Annotated in this window: 20 protein-coding genes and 1 pseudogene; 20 read left to right on the top strand and 1 reads right to left on the bottom strand. The window is 42.1% G+C overall.

The features are described 5' to 3' along the window. Positions 1–21: 21 nt before the first annotated feature. From rpsU to PCY17_RS01390, 20 genes and pseudogenes are all read left to right on the top strand, one after another. Positions 22–198: a 30S ribosomal protein S21 gene (gene rpsU / locus PCY17_RS01485; protein ID WP_000048054.1), complete on the top strand. Its 177-nt coding sequence runs from the start codon at positions 22–24 to the stop codon at positions 196–198. A gap of 130 nt (positions 199–328) precedes the next feature. Further along, entirely contained in the window at positions 329–1,264 is a 936-nt protein-coding gene (gene hprK / locus PCY17_RS01480; RefSeq protein WP_000115190.1) for an HPr(Ser) kinase/phosphatase, read from the top strand. Next, entirely contained in the window at positions 1,257–2,045 is a 789-nt protein-coding gene (gene lgt, locus PCY17_RS01475; RefSeq protein ID WP_000609711.1) for a prolipoprotein diacylglyceryl transferase, read from the top strand. Before hprK ends, lgt begins: the two co-directional genes overlap by 8 nt. Next, positions 2,046–2,472: pseudogene (locus PCY17_RS01470) on the top strand (DUF948 domain-containing protein). Further along, positions 2,445–2,843 carry a YtxH domain-containing protein gene (locus PCY17_RS01465; RefSeq protein ID WP_301391056.1) on the top strand — a complete coding sequence of 133 codons (399 nt, stop codon included), beginning with the start codon at positions 2,445–2,447 and terminating at the stop codon, positions 2,841–2,843. The pseudogene PCY17_RS01470 and the gene PCY17_RS01465 overlap by 28 nt, the downstream one beginning before the upstream one ends. Positions 2,844–2,916: 73 nt before the next feature. After that, positions 2,917–4,047: a radical SAM family heme chaperone HemW gene (gene hemW / locus PCY17_RS01460; RefSeq protein ID WP_301391055.1), complete on the top strand. Its 1,131-nt coding sequence runs from the start codon at positions 2,917–2,919 to the stop codon at positions 4,045–4,047. Between the two features lie 4 nt (positions 4,048–4,051). Next, the gene (locus tag PCY17_RS01455) at positions 4,052–4,789 is read left to right on the top strand and encodes an acyl-[acyl-carrier-protein] thioesterase (RefSeq protein ID WP_070697376.1); all 738 of its coding nucleotides are present in this window, start codon (positions 4,052–4,054) and stop codon (positions 4,787–4,789) included. A gap of 6 nt (positions 4,790–4,795) precedes the next feature. Beyond that, the gene (locus PCY17_RS01450) at positions 4,796–5,569 is read left to right on the top strand and encodes a TIGR01457 family HAD-type hydrolase (RefSeq protein WP_301391054.1); all 774 of its coding nucleotides are present in this window, start codon (positions 4,796–4,798) and stop codon (positions 5,567–5,569) included. Continuing rightward, positions 5,559–6,179, top strand: coding sequence for a TIGR01906 family membrane protein (locus PCY17_RS01445; protein WP_268711181.1), 621 nt, complete (start codon positions 5,559–5,561; stop codon positions 6,177–6,179). Before PCY17_RS01450 ends, PCY17_RS01445 begins: the two co-directional genes overlap by 11 nt. 217 nt (positions 6,180–6,396) lie before the next feature. Beyond that, entirely contained in the window at positions 6,397–6,798 is a 402-nt protein-coding gene (locus tag PCY17_RS01440; RefSeq protein WP_000631261.1) for a Spx/MgsR family RNA polymerase-binding regulatory protein, read from the top strand. After that, positions 6,799–7,077 (top strand): UPF0223 family protein, encoded by a 279-nt coding sequence (locus PCY17_RS01435; RefSeq protein WP_001041968.1) that lies wholly within the window; start codon positions 6,799–6,801, stop codon positions 7,075–7,077. Further along, positions 7,067–7,840 (top strand): inositol monophosphatase family protein, encoded by a 774-nt coding sequence (locus PCY17_RS01430; protein WP_070567670.1) that lies wholly within the window; start codon positions 7,067–7,069, stop codon positions 7,838–7,840. Before PCY17_RS01435 ends, PCY17_RS01430 begins: the two co-directional genes overlap by 11 nt. Next, positions 7,841–9,145, top strand: coding sequence for an RsmF rRNA methyltransferase first C-terminal domain-containing protein (locus PCY17_RS01425; RefSeq protein WP_301391050.1), 1,305 nt, complete (start codon positions 7,841–7,843; stop codon positions 9,143–9,145). 210 nt (positions 9,146–9,355) lie between these two features. Next, the gene (locus tag PCY17_RS01420; protein ID WP_009730333.1) at positions 9,356–10,234 is read left to right on the top strand and encodes a phosphate ABC transporter substrate-binding protein PstS; all 879 of its coding nucleotides are present in this window, start codon (positions 9,356–9,358) and stop codon (positions 10,232–10,234) included. After that, positions 10,234–11,151 (top strand): phosphate ABC transporter permease subunit PstC, encoded by a 918-nt coding sequence (gene pstC / locus PCY17_RS01415; RefSeq protein ID WP_001070951.1) that lies wholly within the window; start codon positions 10,234–10,236, stop codon positions 11,149–11,151. Before PCY17_RS01420 ends, pstC begins: the two co-directional genes overlap by 1 nt. Continuing rightward, entirely contained in the window at positions 11,141–12,025 is an 885-nt protein-coding gene (gene pstA, locus PCY17_RS01410; protein WP_000543055.1) for a phosphate ABC transporter permease PstA, read from the top strand. The genes pstC and pstA overlap by 11 nt, the downstream gene beginning before the upstream one ends. 10 nt (positions 12,026–12,035) lie before the next feature. Further along, positions 12,036–12,839 (top strand): phosphate ABC transporter ATP-binding protein PstB, encoded by an 804-nt coding sequence (pstB, locus tag PCY17_RS01405; protein WP_000049851.1) that lies wholly within the window; start codon positions 12,036–12,038, stop codon positions 12,837–12,839. Between the two features lie 12 nt (positions 12,840–12,851). Then, a complete protein-coding gene (gene pstB, locus PCY17_RS01400) occupies positions 12,852–13,610 on the top strand; it encodes a phosphate ABC transporter ATP-binding protein PstB (protein WP_001287329.1) in 759 nt (252 codons plus the stop codon). 11 nt (positions 13,611–13,621) lie between these two features. After that, on the top strand, positions 13,622–14,275 hold the full coding sequence (gene phoU, locus PCY17_RS01395; RefSeq protein WP_042902108.1) for a phosphate signaling complex protein PhoU: 654 nt from the start codon (positions 13,622–13,624) through the stop codon (positions 14,273–14,275). Positions 14,276–14,432: 157 nt separating this feature from the next. Continuing rightward, the gene (locus PCY17_RS01390) at positions 14,433–15,248 is read left to right on the top strand and encodes an ABC transporter substrate-binding protein (RefSeq protein ID WP_042768133.1); all 816 of its coding nucleotides are present in this window, start codon (positions 14,433–14,435) and stop codon (positions 15,246–15,248) included. A 19-nt stretch (positions 15,249–15,267) separates the two neighbouring features. Here the strand turns inward: PCY17_RS01390 and PCY17_RS01385 are convergent, their stop codons facing one another. Then, the gene (locus tag PCY17_RS01385) at positions 15,268–16,539 is read right to left on the bottom strand and encodes a PLP-dependent aminotransferase family protein (RefSeq protein WP_070567666.1); all 1,272 of its coding nucleotides are present in this window, start codon (positions 16,537–16,539) and stop codon (positions 15,268–15,270) included. Positions 16,540–16,583 lie beyond the last annotated feature (44 nt).

Genomic DNA, 16,583 nt, shown 5'->3' with positions numbered 1-16,583 from the left:
AACTTGAAGGGAGTGAAAAAAATGTCTAAAACAGTAGTACGTAAGAATGAATCTCTTGACGATGCACTTCGTCGTTTTAAACGTGCGGTTACTAAAGCTGGTACTCTTCAAGAAACACGCAAACGTGAATTCTATGAAAAACCTTCTGTAAAACGTAAACGTAAATCAGAAGCAGCTCGTAAACGTAAAAAATTCTAATTTGAAATGAAAGGCTAGAGAAATCTAGTCTTTTTATTTTTAAATAAATACTGTAAATCCTGCAAAAAAAGGAAACTTCCACCTACAATCTGATATAATAGTAGGGAGAACTCGATTGAAGGAGGAAATTATGTCGGTTTTAGTAAGAGATGTCATTGAAAAACTCAGACTAGATATTGTCTATGGTGAAGGCGAATTACTTGAAAAAGAAATCAATACTGCAGACATTATGAGACCTGGTCTTGAAATGACGGGCTATTTTGATTACTATACACCAGAACGGATTCAGCTTTTAGGGATGAAGGAGTGGTCCTATTTAGTTGCCATGCCTGCCCAGAACCGTTATCAAGTTTTGAAGAAAATGTTTCTACCTGAAACACCTGCGGTTATCGTGGCTCGTGGTCTGGTAGTGCCAGAGGAAATGTTGAGGGCTGCTAGAGAATGCAAGATTGCGATTTTAACCAGTCGAACAGCAACCAGTCGTTTATCTGGAGAACTTTCTAGCTACCTTGATTCCCGTTTGGCTAAACGTACCAGTGTGCATGGTGTCTTGATGGATATCTATGGCATGGGTGTCTTGATCCAAGGGGATAGTGGTATCGGTAAGAGCGAGACAGGTCTTGAGCTTGTGAAGCGTGGACACCGTCTAGTAGCAGACGATCGTGTAGATATTTATTCTAAGGATGAGATGACTCTTTGGGGCGAACCTGCTGAAATCTTGAAGCATTTACTTGAGATTCGTGGCGTTGGGATTATCGATATCATGAGTCTCTATGGTGCAAGTGCTGTAAAAGATTCTTCACAAGTTCAGTTAGCGGTTTATCTAGAAAATTACGATACGCATAAGACCTTTGACCGTCTAGGAAACAATGCTGAAGAACTAGAAGTTTCTGGTGTAACGATTCCACGTATCCGCATTCCAGTAAAAACAGGACGAAATATCTCCGTTGTTATTGAGGCGGCTGCCATGAACTACCGTGCCAAAGAAATGGGCTTTGATGCGACACGTTTATTTGAAGAACGCTTGACAAATCTAATCGCTCAAAATGAGGTGAAACATGATTAATCCAGTCGCATTTGAAATTGGTCCCTTTGCTATTCGTTGGTATGCTTTGTGTATTGTAGCTGGTTTGGTTCTGGCAGTCTATCTTGCTATGAAAGAAGCTCCTAAAAAGAAAATTCTGTCAGATGATATTTTAGATTTTATCCTGATTGCTTTTCCGGTAGCTATTTTAGGTGCTAGACTATACTACGTACTCTTTCGCTTAGATTATTATCTGCAAAATCCAGGTGAAATCATCGCCATCTGGAATGGTGGTTTGGCCATTTACGGAGGTTTGATAGCGGGCGCTATTGTTCTTTATATCTTTGCAGATAGAAAGCTGATTAATACTTGGGATTTCTTAGATATTGCAGCACCGAGCGTCATGGTTGCCCAGAGTTTAGGGCGTTGGGGAAACTTCTTTAACCAAGAAGCCTACGGTGCAGCAGTAGATAGTTTGGATTATTTGCCAGGCTTTATCCGTGACCAGATGTACATTGAGGGGAGCTATCGTCAACCAACCTTCTTATATGAGTCGGTTTGGAATCTGATCGGTTTTGCTTTGATCTTGATTTTTAGACGAAAATTAAAGGGAATCAGACGTGGTCATATCACTGCTTTCTACTTGATTTGGTATGGCTTTGGACGTATGATCATCGAAGGTATGCGGACAGACAGCCTCATGTTCTTTGGCCTGCGAGTTTCCCAATGGTTATCAGTTGTCCTTATCGGACTCGGTATTTTTATCATACTTTATCAAAATCGAAAGAAAGCCCCTTTCTATCATAATGAGGAGGAAAAATAAATGTTAGAAGTTGCATATATTCTTGTTGCGATTGCTTTGATTGTCTGTTTAGTCTATTTGACAATTACGATTCAAAAAGCAGGTCGTATGATTGATGAGACAGAGAAAACCATCAAAACGTTGAGCTCAGATGTGAACGTTACCTTGCATCAGACCAATGAATTGTTGGCTAAGGTCAATGTGTTAGCAGACGATATCAATATCAAAGTTGCGACGATCGACCCACTCTTTACGGCGGTGGCGGACTTATCTGAGTCAGTATCTGACCTCAATAGTCAAGCGCGTGTCTTGAGCAAGAAAGCTTCATCAGCTGGTTCAAAGACCATTAAAACAGGTGCAGGCTTGTCCGCTCTTCGTGTCGCAAGTAAATTTTTCAAAAAATAAAAAAGGAGAAATCTTATGGGAAAACTATCCTCTATCCTTTTAGGAACTGTTTCAGGTGTAGCTCTTGCTTTGTTTTTGACGAGTGACAAGGGTAAGCAAGTTTGTAGTCAAGCTCAGGATTTTCTAGATGATTTGAGAGAAGATCCAGAATATGCTAGAGAGCAAGTCTGTGAGAAATTGACAGAAGTGAAGGAACAGGCAACGGATTTTGTGCTGAAAACAAAGGAACAAGTAGAATCTGGTGAAATCACTTTTGATAGTGTCCTTGACCAAGCTAAAAGCTGTGCTCGACAAGCGACAGAAGCGTCAAAGGAAACCTTTAACAATCTCAAGGAGCAGTGGCAAGAACAGTCAACAACTCCAGACGTTGCTGAAGACCAAGAAGAAATCATCATCGATATTACTGAAGTATAATGTATCACCATCTCTGATTTTTGGAGATGGTGATTTTTATCTGCAAGCCTGTCTTTGTGGTATAATAAATACTATGCAGAAAAAACCAACGTCCGCCTATGTGCATATTCCCTTTTGCACACAGATTTGTTATTATTGTGACTTTTCAAAAGTATTTATCAAGAATCAACCAGTAGATAGTTACCTGGAGCATCTGCTAGAGGAGTTTCGTTCTTATGATATCCAAAAGTTACGAACTCTCTACATTGGAGGTGGGACGCCAACGGCTTTGTCAGCTCCGCAATTAGAAGTGCTCTTAAATGGCTTGACTAAAGACTTAGACTTGTCAGTCTTGGAAGAGTTGACCATTGAGGCTAATCCAGGCGATTTGGACGCGGATAAGATTGCGGTTTTGAAACAGTCGCCAGTCAATCGTGTTTCCTTAGGTGTGCAGACTTTTGATGACAAAATGCTGAAAAAGATTGGGCGCAGTCATTTGGAGAAGGATATTTATGAAAATATCGACCGTCTTAAATTGGCTGGTTTTGACAATATCTCCATCGACTTGATTTATGCCCTACCCGGTCAAACTATGGCTCAGGTCAAGGACAATGTAGCTAAGGCCATTTCGCTTGACATTCCTCATATGAGTCTTTATAGCTTGATTTTGGAGAATCATACGGTCTTTATGAACCGCATGAGACGAGGGAAACTGCCCCTACCTAAGGAAGAGTTAGAAGCGGAGATGTTTGAGTACATTATTGCAGAGCTTGAGCGAGCTGGTTTTGAGCATTATGAGATTTCCAATTTCTCTAAGCCTGGCTTTGAAAGTCGCCACAATCTCATGTACTGGGATAATGCCGAGTATTATGGCATCGGTGCGGGCGCTTCGGGTTATGTGAACGGGGTGCGTTATAAAAACCACGGTCCTATCCGCCACTATCTCAATGCAGTAGAGGCAGGAAATGCTCGGATTACAGAAGAACACCTGAGTCAAAGGGAGCAGATGGAAGAAGAAATGTTTCTGGGACTCCGGAAAAAATCCGGGGTTTCCATGGCGCGATTTGAGGAAAAATTCGAACGGTCCTTTGATGAACTATATGGAAAAATCATCAGAGACTTGGTTCAACAAGGACTCATGCAGATCGATGGTGATCGTGTCCGAATGACAAAGAGAGGTCTCTTTTTAGGAGACACTGTAGCAGAACGATTTATTTTGGAGTAGAACAATGGGCTTAACTTATCAAATGAAAATGAAAATTCCTTTTGATATGGCGGACATGAACGGTCATATCAAACTTCCAGATGTGATTTTGCTGTCCCTGCAAGTATCAGGTATGCAGTCGATTGAGCTAGGAGTCAGTGACAAGGACGTATTGGAGCGTTACAATCTGGTCTGGATTATCACGGATTATGAAATTGAAGTGGTTCGCTTGCCTCGCTTTGCTGAAGAGATTACGATTGAAACAGAAGCATTGACTTACAATCGTCTTTTTTGCTACCGCCGTTTCACTATCTATGATGAAGCAGGTCAAGAAATCATTCGCATGGTAGCAACCTTTGTTCTCATGGACAGAGATAGTCGGAAAGTCCATGCTGTAGAACCGGAGATTGTTGCGCCTTACCAGTCTGAGTTTGATAAAAAACTCATCCGTGGTCCAAAGTATGTAAATCTAGAAGATCCAATCAGTAAAGACTACCATGTTCGTTTTTACGATTTGGATATGAATGGTCATGTCAATAATAGTAAATACCTAGACTGGATTTTTGAGGTCATGGGTGCCGATTTTCTAACCAAGTACATTCCAAAGAAAATCAATCTCAAGTATGTCAAAGAAGTGCGGCCAGGTGGCATGATTGCTTCAGCTTATGAACTCAAGGGACTAGAAAGCAAGCATGAGATTATCAGTGATGGCGAGATCAATGCCCAAGCTATGATTACTTGGCAAGAAATAAAAAAGGACTAAAGAGAGATGACATATAAAGGTTATTTAATTGATTTAGACGGGACCATTTACAAAGGGAAAGACCGGATTCCAGCGGGAGAGGCTTTTGTGCATGAATTGCAGAAGCGAGAAATTCCCTATCTCTTTGTAACCAACAATACAACCCGAACTCCAGAGAGTGTTCAAGAGATGTTGGTTCAAAATTTTAATATTGATACGCCTCTATCAACTGTCTACACGGCAACTTTGGCAACCATCGACTATATGAATGACATGGGACTGGAAAAGACAGTCTATGTCATCGGAGAAGCAGGACTCAAGGATGCCATTCAGGCAGCTGGTTATGTCGAAGACAAGGAAAATCCTGCCTATGTGGTAGTTGGACTGGACTGGCAAGTCGACTATGAAAAATTTGCCACAGCAACTCTAGCTATCCAAAAGGGTGCTCACTTTATCGGAACCAACCCTGACCTCAATATCCCGACGGAACGTGGTCTTTTGCCAGGTGCTGGTTCACTAATTACACTTATTGAAGTAGCAACACGAGTAAAACCAGTTTATATTGGGAAACCAAATGCTATCATCATGGACAAGGCGGTTGAGCACTTAGGTTTGAAAAGAGAAGAATTGCTCATGGTTGGAGACAATTACCTGACAGATATCCGAGCAGGGATTGACAATGGTATTCCAACTCTCTTGGTGACAACAGGTTTTACCAAGGCAGAAGAAGTAGCGGACCTGCCAATCGCACCAACTCATGTGGTGTCTAGCCTTGCGGAGTGGAATTTTGATGAGAACTAAACTGACTTTTTGGGGAAGTATGCTTTTTCTCCTTTCCATTTCTATTCTCTTAACCATTTATCTGGCATGGATTTTCTATCCTATGGAGATTCAGTGGCTGAACTTAGCGGATCGAGTCTATCTAAAGCCCGAAACCATTCAGTACAATTTTCATATCTTGATGAATTACCTGACCAATCCCTTTAGTCAGGTCTTAGAGATGCCAGATTTCCGTTCGTCAGCGGCTGGTTTACACCACTTTGCGGTGGTGAAGAATCTCTTCCACTTGGTTCAGCTGGTCACTTTGGTGACACTTCCAAGTTTCTATTTCTTTGTTAAAAAGATTGTCAAAAAAGGCTTTTTAGCACTATATCGTAAAAGTATCTTGACTTTAGTACTATTGCCTCTGATCATTGGGCTTGTAGGAGTGTTGATTGGTTTTGAGCAATTCTTTACTCTGTTCCATCAGATTCTCTTTGTGGGAGACGATACCTGGCTTTTTGATCCAGCAAAGGATCGAGTTATTCTGATTTTACCAGAGACTTTCTTCCTCCATGCCTTTTTACTTTTCTTTGCCTTGTATGAAGGAATGTTTGGTTTCCTTCTTGCTAAAGCTTCAAGGAAAAAGTAGATAAAATTCTGTATTTTTAATAAAAAACGAGAGAAGTTACTCCACTCCCTATATATTGTTAGGTTATCCTAAAGATAAATTTGTAAAACAGGTGATTTTTACAGAAAACAGTCTATTTTCTATGAAAAAATAGGCTTTTTTTCTAAAAATACCTAGTCAAGCGCTTTATTTTTTTGTATAATAGAAATAGCAAGTATAGATTAAAGAAGAGAAAAGCATGATTACACTATTTTTATCACCGAGTTGTACATCATGTCGTAAGGCAAAGGCTTGGTTAGAGACGCATAAAGTGCCCTTTCAAGAGCATAATATTATGACTAGTCCTTTAACAAGAAAAGAATTACAACATATTCTTTCCTTGACCGAAAATGGTACTGATGACATCATTTCAACTCGTTCAAAAATCTTCCAAAAATTAGATATTGATGTAGAGAGTATCTCGGTATCGGAGTTGCTTCAGTTGATTGAGCAATATCCTAGTCTTTTGCGTCGCCCAATTATTATAGATACCAAACGCATGCAGATCGGTTTTAATGAAGATGAGATTCGTGCTTTTCTCCCTCGTAGTTACCGTAAACAAGAATTGAAAGAAGCAACATTGAGAGCTGGTATAGGATAGATGAACAAACAGTATAGTTACCCACTAGATTTGTCGTGGAGCACTGAAGAACTTGCTTCAGTGCTTTCTTTTTTTAATGATGTTGAAGCCGCCTATGAAGATAAGGTAGAAGCTAAAAAACTGCTAGAGTCTTACAAGGAATTTAAGTCAGTCGTTCCGAGCAAAAGTGAAGAAAAGCGCTTAGGTCGCGAATTTGAGACGGCTAGCGGTTATTCCTTCTATCATGCAGTTCAATTAGCAAAAGAAAAAAGAGAAGGGAAGATTTCTCTTGGAAACTAAATTTGAATTTGCCAAACAGATTGTGCAGGACGCTGCTGACTATATTTTGGCTCACATGAAAGAAGATTTGCAGGTTGAGCGCAAGTCTTCACCTACCGACTTGGTGACGCGTTTGGATAAGGAAGTTCAGCAACTCTTGGTTGATCGGATCAAGTCCTCCTATCCTGAGGACTTGATTTGCGCGGAAGAGGGTTGTTTACGTGCTGCAGTCGGTCAAGGTTGTGTTTGGGTGATTGATCCCATTGACGGTACCAATAACTTTGTCGCTCAGCAGGAAGATTTTGCCGTGATGTTGGCTTATTTTGAGGACGGTGTGGGCAAATTTGGTGTCATCTATGATGTCATGAAAGGTGATTGTTACCATGGTGGTGGTGCCTTTCCTCCTTGTCGTAATAATGATCCCTTACCGACTTTTAAAAGGAAACCTCTTCAAGAATTTTTAGTTGCCGGTAACTCAGGTATGTTTGAAACCAATGAGTGGGGTTTGGGTGATTTGGGTCGAGCAGCATTGGGTGTCCGTGTTTACGGCAGTGCGGCCATTAGTTTTGCCAAGGTTTTATCGGGTCGTCTTCTGACTTATATTACCTACTTGCAGCCATGGGATTACGCTGCGGCCAGTATCTTAGGGGAAAGTCTGGGTTATCGCCTTCTTACGGTATCGGGTGATCCCGCTGATTTTAAAACGCGTCAGCCTGTCATGATGGTGCCAATCGAGATGCAAGAAGAGATTCAGTCTTATATCTACGAAAGGAAAGAGAACTAAATGCAATTTCCAGAAGGATTTGTTGAAAAATATGAAGCGATACTAGAAGACGAGGCAAGAGACTTTCTTGCCTCTTTTAAACAGGAAGCAGTATCGGCTTTTCGGGTTAATCCCTTAAAAGAAAGTCAGTTGTCGTTTGCGGATGCTATTCCCCATACACCTTGGGGACACTATGGTAAGGTCTCAGGGAAGTCACCAGAGCACGTGACAGGTCTCGTTTATTCGCAAGAGCCTGCAGCCCAAATGGTGGCCCAGATAGCTCAGCCCCTTCCTGGCATGAAGATCTTGGACTTGGCAGCGGCACCAGGTGGGAAATCCACTCAACTAGCATCCTATATGGTTAATCAAGGAGTCCTTGTTTCCAACGAAATTTCAAGCAAGCGTGCTAAGATTTTAGTGGAAAATATGGAGCGATTTGGAGCCACAAATGTTGTCGTGACCAATGAATCTGCTGACCGCTTAGCCAAGGTTTTTAAAGGTTACTTTGATGTGATTGTCCTTGATGCACCTTGCTCGGGTGAAGGGATGTTTCGTAAGCAGCCCGATGCCATGGATTATTGGAGTACCGATTATCCTAGCCAATGCGCTAGTCTCCAAAGGGAAATTCTAGAAGATGCAGTGACCATGCTTGCTGAAGGTGGTCGTCTGGTTTATTCGACCTGTACTTGGGCACCTGAGGAAAATGAAGAAATCATCCACTGGTTGCTGGATACTTATGAATTTGAACTGCTTCCAGTCGAGCATGTGAACGGTATGGTAGCAGGAATTGATCTTCCTGAAACTGCGCGGATGTATCCTCATCATTTCAAGGGAGAAGGCCAGTTTGTTGCACACTTACAGTTTAAGGGACAAAATCCAGCACCTAAATTCAAAGCTAGCAAGAGCAATCTCAGTCGTGAACAGCTGGACTTGTGGCAAGAATTTGCCCAAAAACACTTACAGGTCAATCTAACTGGTATCTTGCAGACTTTTGGAGATCAGCTCTATCTCTTGCCAGAGATGCTACCTGATCTAGGGAAGCTCAAAATTGCCCGAAATGGGCTCCATCTGGGGACGTTTAAGAAGAAACGATTCGAACCAAGCTTTGCTCTGGGATTAGCCTTGAAACCAAGCCAAGTGAAACAAAGGGTCGAAATCAATGATGAGGACTTTGTAAAATATGTGGCTGGTGAGACTGTTCAATTGTCTGAAGCTCTACCAAATGGATGGTATCAAGTTGTGGTTCAAGGAAACGGATTAGGCTTTGCCAAAGTAACGGGAAATGTTTTGAAAAATTATTATCCAAAAGGGCTCAGATTCAGGTGAAAAAGCTAGTCAAAGAGCCTATTCTATGTTATAGTGGAAGTATGAGTTTTTTCTGATAGTCTTTCATTATTACTTATATTATACGATGGAATTTCCCGCTCCGAAGAATGTCTAGATAAAATAAAGCGGGACAATCATTGATGATAATTGGATGATCAGGACAAACGGAAGAAATCAGAACATTTATCATTATGTTCAAGGAGAATAACAGTGAAAAAAAGAAAAAAGCTTGTCATGTCTCTTGCAGCTCTTTTGATGGCAGGTTCTCTAGCAGGATGTGCTAGCTGGATTGATCGTGGAGAATCCATGACAGCCGTTGGTTCAACAGCTCTTCAGCCTCTTGTCGAAGCGGCAGCAGATGAATTTGGTTCTAGAAACATCGGAAAAACAGTCAATGTTCAAGGCGGTGGATCGGGTACAGGACTATCCCAAGTCCAGTCTGGAGCAGTAGACATCGGGAACTCTGACGTCTTTGCAGAGGAAAAAGATGGAATCGATGCTTCAGCTCTAGTAGACCACAAGGTTGCAGTGGCTGGTCTTGCTGTGATTGTAAACAAGGAAGTGGATGTTGAAAATCTCACAACCGAGCAACTTCGCAAAATCTTTACAGGTGAAGTTACCAACTGGAAAGAAGTTGGGGGCAAAGACCTGGCCATTTCAATCATCAACCGAGCAGCAAGTTCTGGTTCACGAGCGACGTTTGATACGGTGGTTATGAATGGTCAATCTGCTATGCAGAGCCAAGAGCAGGATTCTAACGGGATGGTCAAGTCGATTGTATCCCAAACGCCTGGAGCCATTTCTTACCTAGCCTTTGCCTATGTAGATGACTCCGTGAAAAGCATGAAACTGAATGGGTATGAGCCTACGTCTGAGAATGTAACGACCAACAACTGGCCTTTGTGGTCTTATGAACATATGTACACACTTGGTCAGCCAAATGAGTTAGCTGCTGAATTCCTGAATTTCGTCCTCTCAGATGAAGCCCAAAATGGAATTGTTAAGGGAATGGGCTATATCTCTATCAATGAAATGAAAGTCCAAAAGGATGCTTCAGGTACCGTTACAGCAGTAGAAGGAGGTCAATAATGAATCAAGAAGAATTATCTAAAAAATTACTCTCTCCTTCAAAGAACTCTCGCCTTGAGAAGTTTGGTAAAGGTTTGACCTTCACTTGCCTTTCTTTGATTGTTATCATTGTGGCGATGATTTTGATTTTTGTAGCCCAAAAAGGCTTGTCGACCTTCTTTGTCAATGGAGTGAACATCTTTGATTTCCTCTTTGGACAAACTTGGAATCCTTCAGGGAAACAATTTGGTGCTCTTCCGATGATTTTGGGTTCCTTTATTGTGACGATTTTATCAGCTCTTATCGCAACACCCTTTGCTATTGGTGCTGCAGTATTTATGACAGAAGTATCACCAAAGGGTGCAAAGATTTTGCAACCGGCCATCGAACTTCTTGTCGGTATTCCTTCAGTCGTCTATGGATTTATCGGTTTGCAAGTTGTGGTGCCTTTTGTTCGTAGCGTCTTTGGTGGAACTGGTTTTGGGATCTTGTCAGGGATTTTCGTTCTCTTTGTCATGATCCTACCAACTGTAACCTTTATGACAACAGACAGCTTGCGTGCTGTTCCTCGTCATTACCGTGAAGCCAGTTTGGCTATGGGAGCTACTCGTTGGCAAACCATCTGGCGTGTGACCTTGAAAGCAGCACGTTCAGGTATTTTCACTGCAGTGGTCTTTGGGATGGCGCGTGCCTTCGGTGAAGCCCTTGCTATTCAGATGGTTGTCGGAAACTCAGCAGTTATCCCAACATCTCTAACAACACCAGCTGCGACCTTGACTTCTGTTTTGACTATGGGTATCGGAAATACCGTCATGGGAACGGTGGATAATAACGTTCTCTGGTCACTGGCCTTAGTCTTGCTCTTGATGAGTTTGGCCTTTAACAGTGTGATTAAATTGATTACGAAAGAAAGAGGAAAGAAAAACTATGCACGCTAAGAAATTAGATAAACTTGCAACAGCTGTCCTCTATACCATCGCGGGTATCATCGTGACCATTTTGGCATCTTTGATTCTCTATATCTTGGTGAGAGGGTTACCGCATATCTCTTGGTCCTTCTTGACTGGGAAGTCTTCCTCTTATCAAGCAGGTGGGGGTATCGGGATTCAGCTCTACAATTCCTTCTTCCTTCTGGTCATTACCTTGATCATTTCTGTTCCGCTATCTATGGGAGCTGGTGTATTCCTCGCTGAGTATGCCAAAAAAGGGCCTGTGACCAATTTTATTCGTACCTGTATTGAGATTTTGTCTTCTCTACCATCAGTCGTTGTGGGTCTCTTTGGTTACTTGATCTTTGTAGTCCAGTTTGAGTATGGATTTTCAATCATTTCAGGTGCCTTGGCCTTGACGGTCTTTAACCTGCCTCAGATGACTCGAAATGTTGAGGACAGTTTAAAACATGTTCACCATACACAACGTGAGGCTGGTTTGGCCCTCGGAATTTCTCGTTGGGAGACTGTGGTCCATGTCGTCATTCCAGAAGCCCTTCCAGGTATCGTAACGGGTGTTGTCCTGGCATCTGGCCGTATCTTTGGTGAGGCTGCCGCTCTTATCTATACGGCAGGACAATCCGCTCCAGCCCTTGACTGGTCTAACTGGAATATCCTCAGTGTTACCAGTCCTATCTCAATCTTCCGTCAAGCAGAAACCTTGGCTGTCCACATCTGGAAGGTCAACAGTGAAGGAACCATTCCTGATGCTACCATTGTATCTGCTGGTTCTGCCGCTGTGCTCCTCATCTTTATCTTGATTTTTAACTTTGGAGCACGCAAACTCGGAAGCTATTTACACAAGAAATTAACCGCTGCCTAAAGGAGAAGCCATGTCAAAATATAACTGGGATGAAAAGCATATCATCACCTTCCCTGAAGAAAAAGTGGCCCTCTCTACCAAGGATTTACATGTTTACTACGGTAAAAATGAATCCATCAAGGGCATCGATATGCAATTTGAAAAAAATAAAATTACAGCCTTGATTGGTCCGTCTGGATCAGGGAAATCTACCTATCTTCGCAGTCTCAATCGGATGAATGATACCATTGATATTGCCAAGGTAACAGGCCAAATCCTCTACCGAGGGATTGACGTCAACCGTCCAGAAATCAATGTCTATGAGATGCGCAAGCATATCGGAATGGTTTTTCAACGTCCAAATCCATTTGCTAAGTCTATTTACCGCAACATCACATTTGCTCATGAACGTGCAGGTGTTAAGGACAAGAAAGTACTTGATGAAATTGTCGAAACCTCTCTAAGACAGGCTGCCCTTTGGGATCAGGTCAAAGACGACCTCCACAAATCAGCCTTGATGCTTTCTGGAGGTCAGCAACAACGTCTCTGTATCGCTCGCGCTATCTCTGTTAAGCCAGATATCCTCTTGATGGATGAGCCTGCTTCAGCCTTGGATCCGATTGCGACAGCCCAGCTGGAAGAAACCATGTTGGAATTGAAGAAGGACTTTACCATCATCATCGTTACCCACAGTATGCAACAGGCTGCGCGTGCGAGTGACTACACAGGATTTTTCTACTTGGGTGATTTGATTGAGTACGATAAGACCTCCAATATTTTCCAGAATGCTAAGTTACAGTCAACCAATGACTATGTAACGGGACACTTTGGTTAGAAAGGAAACGGTATGTCAGAAGCGATTTTACAGGTGTCAGACCTGTCCGTTTATTACAATAAAAAGAAGGCCTTGAATAGTGTTTCCCTTTCTTTCCAACCTAAGGAAATAACGGCCTTGATTGGTCCTTCTGGATCAGGAAAGTCTACCCTGCTCAAAGCTATCAACCGCATGGGCGATCTAAATCCTGAAGTGACAACAACAGGATCAGTAGTCTATAATGGTCACAATATATACAGCCCCCGCACCGATACGGTTGAATTGCGTAAGGAAATCGGTATGGTCTTTCAACAGCCCAATCCCTTCCCTATGTCTATCTACGAAAATGTTGTCTATGGGCTGCGTATCAATGGAGTTAAGGACAAGCAAGTTCTAGATGAAGCAGTAGAAAAGGCCTTGCAACGTGCTTCTATCTGGGATGAAGTAAAGGATCGTTTGCATGATTCAGCCATTGGTCTCTCAGGTGGACAACAACAACGTGTTTGTGTTGCTCGTGTCTTAGCAACCAGTCCGAAAATTATCCTCTTAGATGAACCAACTTCAGCTTTGGATCCTATTTCTGCAGGTAAGATTGAGGAAACCTTGTATGGTCTGAAAGATAAATACACCATGCTCTTGGTAACGCGTTCGATGCAACAGGCCTCACGTATCTCTGATAAAACAGGATTTTTCCTAGATGGGGATTTGATCGAGTTTAACGATACGAAGAAGATGTTCCTAGACCCACAAAACAAGGAAACAGAAGATTATATTACAGGAAAATTTGGATAAGGAGTTGAATGATGTTACGATCTCAATTTGAAGAAGATTTGGAGAAATTGCACAACCAGTTCTATGCTATGGGACAAGAAGTGCTCTCGCAGATCAATCGTACAGTGCGTGCCTTTGTTACGCATGACCGTGATTTGGCAAAAGAAGTCATCGAAGACGATGCAGAAGTAAATGAATATGAAGTGAAGTTGGAAAAGAAATCATTTGAAATGATTGCCCTCCAACAACCTGTTTCGCAAGACCTTCGTACCGTCTTGACCGTTCTCAAGGCAGTGTCAGACGTGGAACGCATGGGAGATCATGCTGTGTCTATCGCTGAGGCGACTATTCGTATGAAGGGGGAGCAACGTATCCCTTCTGTTGAAGAAGAAATCAAAAAGATGGGACGCGACGTGAAAAACTTCGTCGAAGCAGCTCTAGATCTTTATCTCAACGGGTCTGTGGATCAAGCCTACGAAGTAGCAACGATGGACGAAAAAATCAACCATTACTTTGACAGCATTCGTGAATTGGCTACAGAAGAAATCAAGAAAAATCCTGAAGCCATTGTTACAGGACGCGATTACTTCCAGGTTATTTCCTTCTTGGAACGTATTGGAGACTACGCAAAAAATATCTGTGAATGGGTTGTTTACTTTGAAACAGGTAAGATTGTCGAACTATAAGAAACGGTTTAAATATACAGAAATAAGGCTGGTTAGAATAAATCAGTCTTCTTTTTTTATGAAAAGAATTGTTTTACAATCAAAATCTCTAAAAAGGTTGACAACTATTTTTAAAAGAGTTATAATTATTCAGAATTAACAGAAAGGTCGTTTATTTATGAAATTCAAGAAATGGATATTAGTTGTGTGTAGCATGCTTGCCAGTGTGGTTCTAGTAGCTTGCCAGTCAGGTACGGATAGTTCCCAGTCTGCTGTGGACGCTATCAAACAAAAAGGAAAGCTAGTCGTTGCGACCAGCCCAGACTATGCGCCGTTTGAATTCCAATCCTTGGTAGATGGTAAAAACCAAGTGGTTGGTGCAGATATTGATATGGCTCAAGCAATTGCAGACGAGCTTGGGGTTAAACTTGAAATCTCTAGCATGAGTTTTGACAATGTCTTGACCAGTCTTCAAACTGGAAAGGCTGACTTGGCCATTGCAGGAATTAGTGCTACAGATGAGAGAAAGGAAGTCTTTGACTTTTCAATCCCTTACTATGAAAATAAGATGAGTTTCTTGGTTAGAAAAGCTGATTTAGACAAATACAAGGATCTTACAAGCCTCGCAAGTGCCAATATCGCAGCTCAAAAGGGAACTGTGCCAGAAACCATGGTCAAGGAACAATTGCCAAATGCCCAGTTGACATCCTTGACCAATATGGGGGAAGCAGTCAATGAATTGCAGGCTGGAAAAGTGGATGCTGTTCATATGGATGAACCAGTTGCTCTTAGCTACGCAGGTAAAAACTCAGACCTTGTCGTTGCATCTGTTAACTTGACAATGAAAGATGGCGAAGCCAATGCCGTTGCTATTAAGAAGAATCAATCAGACTTGAAAGCAGTAGTCGATAAGGTTATCCAAAAACTGAAAGACGACGGAACCTATCAAAACTATCTTGAAAAGGCAGCGAAACTAACAGAAGTTGAACAATAAGAAAAAGCAGAGTTGGACTTTAATCCAATTCTGCTTTTATGTATTCTAATAGCTCTTCTAGATTTTCAAGAGTGACTTTGGCAAACTGATAAGGGCAAGCATCCAAATAAGCCTTCTCAAAAAAGTCTAGTTTGAGTGAGCTGTGTTTCAAACTGGCAATCTTAGGATAGTGCCTCAAATCAAGCAAAAGACCATCGTGTAGAGGGTAGTGGGGCAAGGGACAGGTGTTTTCTTTAAGCACTTTCTTTATCCGAGCTTGATAGTTCTCTTGAAGGCTCAATCGAGTCAGTCGATTTTTTTCAAATAACTGGCTATCGATGTAAAGAGAAAGAGCCTTTTGCATGATGAGATTGCTGTCATAGTCCAGGATATTTTTGTAGGAAACAAAGGCCTCTTTTAGGGTATTTGGGAGAATGAGAGCGGTAATACGAAGGGCTGGAAAGAGACTTGTTGAGAAGGACTTGATATAAATGACCCGATCTTCAGTATCCAGATAGTGGAAGGTTTGGCCCTTTCTAGGATCTAGATCCCCTAAATAGTCATCCTCGACGATGTAAACACCATACTGGTTTGCTAGATCCAGAATGGCCCTTTTTTCCTGATCAGAATAGGAATGGCCAAGAGGATAGTGGAAGCGAGGAATGGTATAGAAAAACTTGATTTTCCCAGATTTGAACTGTTCTTCCAGTTCTTCAAGGTCAATGCCATCAATACGGCGTTCAATGGTCTGGTAGGCTAATCCTTGAGCGACCAAGAGACGGTTCATCCGATGGTAAGTCGGCTGTTCAACTAGAATCTCCGCTCCCTTGCTCGGGAAGTCAATCTGAGAAAGGATAAAAAGAGCTTGCTGGGTACCAGATGTTAGAACCAGTTGATCGGGTTTGCAGTAGAGGGCTTGGTCAAAGAGGAGTTGATGGACAGATTGTCTGAGTTCCTCAAGGCCTTCTTGGTTGTCATAGTAGTTGAAGAGGTAGTTTTCTCGGCCTATCAGGGTTTCATTGACACAGAGTCGGAAGTCGTCATAGGCACTGGCATGTTCGTCAGTGACTTCGATTTCCAAGTCCTGATGCTGTCCTTGCTCCAGAACATAGTAGCCACTTTGGGGTTTGGCATAGAGGTATTGTTCATGGCGTAATTCCAGTAGGGCTCGTTGGATAGTGTCCTTGCTACAGTGGAAGTCTTGGCTCAATTGACGGATGGAGGGAAGCCGGCTACCTGTTGGAAATTTTCCTGATTCGATCCCCTTTTTTAGAAAGGAAACGACTGCTTGGTATTTACTTTCTTTCTTCATTCCAGACCTCCGTTGATTTTGTTACATTGTACCTTTTTTTTGCC

Source organism: Streptococcus sp. SO2 (assembly GCF_030440025.1).
The sequence above is the reverse complement of the archived record's forward strand: the minus strand, read 5'-3'. Positions and strand labels throughout refer to the sequence as shown.